At 60.7% G+C, this 5,208-nt stretch carries 4 protein-coding genes; 2 read left to right on the forward strand and 2 right to left on the reverse strand.

Going from position 1 to position 5,208, the window contains the following annotated elements; all coding sequences use genetic code 11:
* Positions 1–40: 40 nt before the first annotated feature.
* On the reverse strand, positions 41–1,117 hold the full coding sequence (locus HU811_RS24575) for a DUF748 domain-containing protein (protein ID WP_186658590.1): 1,077 nt from the start codon (positions 1,115–1,117) through the stop codon (positions 41–43).
* A gap of 129 nt (positions 1,118–1,246) precedes the next feature.
* Here HU811_RS24575 and cysK point away from each other — a divergent pair, with 129 nt between their 5' ends.
* Positions 1,247–2,221 (forward strand): cysteine synthase A, encoded by a 975-nt coding sequence (gene cysK / locus HU811_RS24580; protein WP_092397393.1) that lies wholly within the window; start codon positions 1,247–1,249, stop codon positions 2,219–2,221.
* A 168-nt stretch (positions 2,222–2,389) separates the two neighbouring features.
* Here the strand turns inward: cysK and HU811_RS24585 are convergent, their stop codons facing one another.
* Entirely contained in the window at positions 2,390–3,307 is a 918-nt protein-coding gene (locus HU811_RS24585) for a DMT family transporter (protein ID WP_092458227.1), read from the reverse strand.
* 130 nt (positions 3,308–3,437) lie between these two features.
* Here HU811_RS24585 and aceK point away from each other — a divergent pair, with 130 nt between their 5' ends.
* Positions 3,438–5,159 carry a bifunctional isocitrate dehydrogenase kinase/phosphatase gene (gene aceK / locus HU811_RS24590; protein ID WP_092397397.1) on the forward strand — a complete coding sequence of 574 codons (1,722 nt, stop codon included), beginning with the start codon at positions 3,438–3,440 and terminating at the stop codon, positions 5,157–5,159.
* The last annotated feature ends 49 nt before the right edge of the window (positions 5,160–5,208 follow it).

Below are 5,208 nucleotides of genomic sequence, written 5' to 3' on the forward strand. Positions count from 1 at the left end.
GCTCGAGCGGGAGCAAGCTCCCTCGCCACAGGTCACATGCCTAGTCGGCTGAAGGCGGCGGCTGCTCATACCGGGCATTGAAGGCCTGGACGAAGCCGTTGCGCAGGATTTGCAGGAAGGCTTCGAAGGCGCTGATGTCCTGCTGATGGACATTGCCGCTGAGTTCAACCCGGGTGGCGAACTGGTTCTTGCGCTGGTTTTTCAGGGCCGTTTCACCCGCGCCCACCAAGGCCTCCCAGACCGAACGAAAGATGTTCTTTTTCTCGTTTTCCACATCCTGTTGCCAGTCGAACACGTCAACGTCGCGCAGCAGCGGTTTGATGTAGCCGCTGAGTTGGGCGTTCTCGGCCTCTGCTTCCACCACCAGGTCGCCATGGCCGGCATTGAAATCGAATTTGCCATAGGCCGCGGCGAAATCGTTAAGGCGCTTGAGCTCAATGTCCGTGGCGCGCAGGCGGAAGTCGAAATCCTCGAAGTCGCTCAACGGGTCGAAGGTCGCCTGCACCTCCAGCGGCGCATGTTCAGCCACCAGAGCCTTGCCCTCAAAGCGAGCGTCGCGCTTGCCTTCGGTGTCGACCACGTTGGTCAGGTTATAGAAGCTGGCATTGACGTCGGTAGCCCGCAGGTTCACGGGCGGTTTGGAGTTGAAGTTGCGGAACGTCACCTTGCCGTCCCGGATTCGCACTTCGTTGAAGGTAATGGGCAGCAGCTTGCTCAGTTGCTCGCGCCAGTTGGTGCCCCGACCGGTCTGGGAGTTCTGCCGGTCGGCGCCGCCATCGACGAAGTTTACTTCGGGACGGACAAACTCCGCCTCGGCCACTACCGCATGGTCGTACCACAGCGAATGCCAACTGACCGACAGGTCGATCAACGGTGCTTCGACGAACGGCACCGGGACCTTGCCATCGACCTTGACGATCTCCAGGCCGTTGATCCGATAGGCCCCCCGCCAGAGCGCCAAATCCACATCGGCGACCTGGCCGCGGTAGTCACCCATGTCGGCCAATTTGTCGTTCAGGTAATCGCGCACCAGATAAGGCAAGGTGAAATGCAGGGCCACCAGCACCGCAACGATGGCGGCGAAAGTCCACAGTGGCCAGCTGTATCGACGCTTCATTTCAGTCAGTCTCCGGCGTTGTTAAAACATTGACTGTTGTAACAACTGGAACGTTCGGTGCAACTGGACGCCCATGGGCAACAGGCATACCTTTAAGCGCTAAATCCCCGCTGCATTAAGGACCCAGTCATGAGCCGTATATTCGCTGACAACGCCCATTCCATCGGCAATACGCCACTGGTGCAGATCAATCGCATTGCCCCCCGTGGCGTGACCATCCTGGCCAAGATCGAAGGGCGCAACCCAGGTTACTCGGTCAAGTGCCGGATCGGCGCGAGCATGATCTGGGACGCCGAAAGCTCGGGCAAGCTCAAGTCCGGCATGACCATCGTCGAGCCTACTTCCGGCAACACCGGGATCGGCCTGGCGTTCGTGGCCGCCGCCCGCGGCTATAAGCTGATGTTGACCATGCCGGCCTCCATGAGCATCGAGCGGCGCAAGGTACTCAAGGCCTTGGGCGCGGAGCTGGTGCTCACCGATCCGGCCAAGGGCATGAAGGGGGCGATCGAGAAAGCGACCGAAATCCTCGCCAGCGACCCCGCCAAATACTTCATGCCGCAGCAGTTCGATAACCCGGCCAACCCGGCCATTCATGAAAAAACCACCGGGCCGGAAATCTGGAACGACACCGACGGCGCTGTGGATGTGCTGGTGGCGGGCGTCGGCACCGGCGGGACCATTACCGGGGTTTCGCGATACATCAAGAACACCTGCGGCAAACCGATTCTGTCGGTGGCGGTGGAGCCTGTGGTGTCGCCGGTGATCACCCAGGCGATGGCGGGGGACGAGATCAAGCCCAGCCCCCACAAGATCCAGGGGATCGGTGCCGGGTTCGTGCCGAAAAACCTCGATCTGTCGATCGTCGATCAGGTCGAGCGGGTCACTGATGAGGAGTCCAAGGCCATGGCCCTGCGCCTGATGCAGGAGGAGGGCATCCTTTGCGGCATTTCCTGTGGCGCGGCGATGGCTGTAGCCGTGCGCCTGGCGGAAAAGCCCGAAATGCAGGGCAAGACCATCGTGGTGATCCTGCCGGATTCGGGTGAGCGCTACCTGTCGAGCATGTTGTTCAGTGATCTGTTTACCGAGCAGGAGACTCAGCAGTAATCGTGCCTCCCAGCGACTGGTGAGCGAACGTTATTGTGGCGAGGGGATTTATCCCCGTTGGACTGCGCAGCAGTCCCCAGAACAGCTCAGTCACCTCGAGGTGTCAGTTATGGGGTCGCTTCGCAACCCCGCGGGGATAAATCCCCTCGCCACAAGGGTGGGGGATGTTCAGTTGCGCTGGCCTGGGAGCGGCTCCTTGGTCGCGCTCGCCGCTGGTTTCAACACCAGCCACAACGCCGCCGCAATCAGCACGCCGCCGTACAGGTGCGCCATCCCCAACGGCTCATCCAGCAGCAACGCTCCCCAGAGCACGCCGAACGGCGGGATCAGGAAGGTCACGGTCATGGATTTGACCGGGCCAATGGAACTGAGCAGCCGGAAATACAGGATGTACGCCAGCGCCGTACACACCAGGCCCAACCCCAGCAGCGACAGCCAGACGCTCCAGCCACCCCAGCTGGGCGGAGGGTGACTGATGACGCTGTAGCCAAACAGCGGCAACAGCAACACCGTGGCGCCGAACATGCTGCCCAAGGCCGCGAGACGGCTGTCCAGTCCGCCTTGATGGTCGAGCCAGCGGCGGGCGAGGAACCCGGCGAAACCGTAGCAGGTGGTGGCGAGCAGGCAGGCGAGGGCGCCCATCAGCAATTGCAGGTCGAAGGCCACCGGCCCCGCGCCGGTCAGGATGCCGACACCGAACAATCCCAGGAACACCCCGCTGACCTTGGTCATGGTGAGTTTTTCGCTGAAGAACAACGCGCCGATCAACACCCCCATCAATGGTGTGGTGGCGTTGAAGATTGCCGAGTAACCGGCCGGCAGCACCTGGGCCGCCAGCGAATAAAACGTGGCCGGAATGCCCGAGTTGATCAGGCCCAGCACCATCACGATTTTCAGCTTGCCGCGAAAATTCCAGTCGATACGCATCAATGCCAGGATCACCAGCAAGCCGACAAAAGCGATGGAGACGCGAAAAAAGGCAGTGGGGATTGTGCCAATGACAGGGGCGATAATGCGCATGAACAGGAAACTGGCGCCCCAGATAGCGGCCAATGACAGCAAACGCAGGATATCAACGGGGTTCACAGCGCATTCCTTCCTTGATCGGGTCGCAAGTGTCGCCCCGCCAAAGACCGATGGCAATGGTTGCGTTGCCGCGCGATTGGCCTCTAAGCTCAGTCGCCAATAACAAGCATGACCCGCCGAGGTTTACCCTATGCCGCAGCCATGGCCCGCCGCCGATATCGCCCGTTCGATCCTCGAAGGCTTTGACGATTACCGTGAGCATTTCCGGCAGATCACCGATGGCGCCCGCGCCCGGTTCGAGCAGGCCCGTTGGCAGGAGGCGCAAGAGGCCTCTGCGGCGCGGATCAACTTGTATGAAGAAAAAGTCTTCGAAACCGTCGCCCGCTTGCGCAAGGCTTTCGAAGCCGAGGCGCTGATGGACGTCAGTTGCTGGCCGCTGGTCAAAAGCGCCTACATCAGCCTGATCGACCTGCGTTTCGACGATGAGCTGTCCGAGACCTGGTACAACTCGATCTTCTGCGGGCTCTTCAGCCATGACCTGATCAGTGACGGCACCATGTTCATCCATACCACCCGGCCCAGCCTGCGCCGCGCCCGAGCCGCCCAGACCCGTACCTACAAACCCGAGGGCCAGTTGGACCGGATGCTGGCGGCGATCTTCGCCGATTACCGTTTCAGCGAGGATTACGCCGACTTGCCGGGCGATTTGCAGCGCCTTGAAGCCCAATTGCGGGAGAACCTGCCCGACTGGGTCTGCAAGGACCCGCAACTGACGGTGGAATTGTTTTCGTCGGTGCTCTATCGCAACAAGGGCGCCTACCTGGTGGGCAGGATCTATACGCAGGATGACCAATGGCCGTTGGTGATTCCGCTGCTGCATCGCGAAGGCCGGGGCATCCAGATCGATGCGCTGATCACCGACGAGGCGCAGGTGTCGATCATTTTCTCGTTCACCCGCTCGTACTTCATGGTGGACGTGCCGGTGCCGGCGGAATTCATCGGCTTTCTCAAACGCATCCTGCCGGGCAAGCACATCGCCGAGCTGTACACCTCCATCGGTTTCTACAAGCACGGCAAATCCGAGTTCTACCGGGCCCTGATCAACCATCTGGCGAACACCGACGACCAGTTCATCATGGCCCCTGGCGTGCGCGGCATGGTCATGAGCGTATTCACCCTGCCGGGTTTCAACACCGTCTTCAAGATCATCAAGGATCGTTTCTCGCCGTCGAAAAACGTCGACCGCGCGACCGTGATCGAAAAGTACCGGCTAGTGAAAAGCGTCGACCGGGTCGGGCGCATGGCCGATACCCAGGAGTTCGCCGATTTCCGCTTTCCCCTGAGCAAGTTCGAACCGGCGTGCCTGGAGGAACTGCTGGACGTAGCACCGTCCACGGTGTCGGTGGAAGGCGACACGGTATTGATTCGTCACTGTTGGACCGAACGGCGCATGACCCCGCTGAACCTCTACCTGGAAAACGCCAACCAGGACCAGGTGCGCGAGGCGCTGGAAGACTATGGCCTGGCGATCAAGCAACTGGCGGCGGCCAACATCTTCCCCGGCGACATGCTGCTCAAGAACTTCGGCGTGACCCGCCACGGTCGCGTGGTGTTCTACGACTATGACGAAATCTGCTTTCTCACCGAAGCCAACTTTCGGCACATCCCCCAGCCGCGGACCCCGGAAGACGAAATGGCCTCCGAGCCGTGGTATTCCATCGGGCCGCTGGACGTTTTTCCCGAAGAGTTCCCACCGTTCCTGTTCGCCGATGCGGGGCAGCGCAAGCTGTTCGATCAACTGCACGGTGAGTTGTACAACGCCGATTACTGGAAAAGCCTGCAAGAGGCGATTCGGGCGGGCAAGGTGATCGACGTGTTCCCGTATCGGCGTAAAGACCTGGACAGCGAATAACCTGCGTGGGTGAGTGAAGCCTCTGTGGCGAGGGAGCTTGCTCCCGCTG

Origin of the sequence: Pseudomonas tehranensis, from assembly GCF_014268615.1 — a bacterium.
Classification (GTDB): Bacteria; Pseudomonadota; Gammaproteobacteria; order Pseudomonadales; family Pseudomonadaceae; genus Aquipseudomonas; species Aquipseudomonas tehranensis.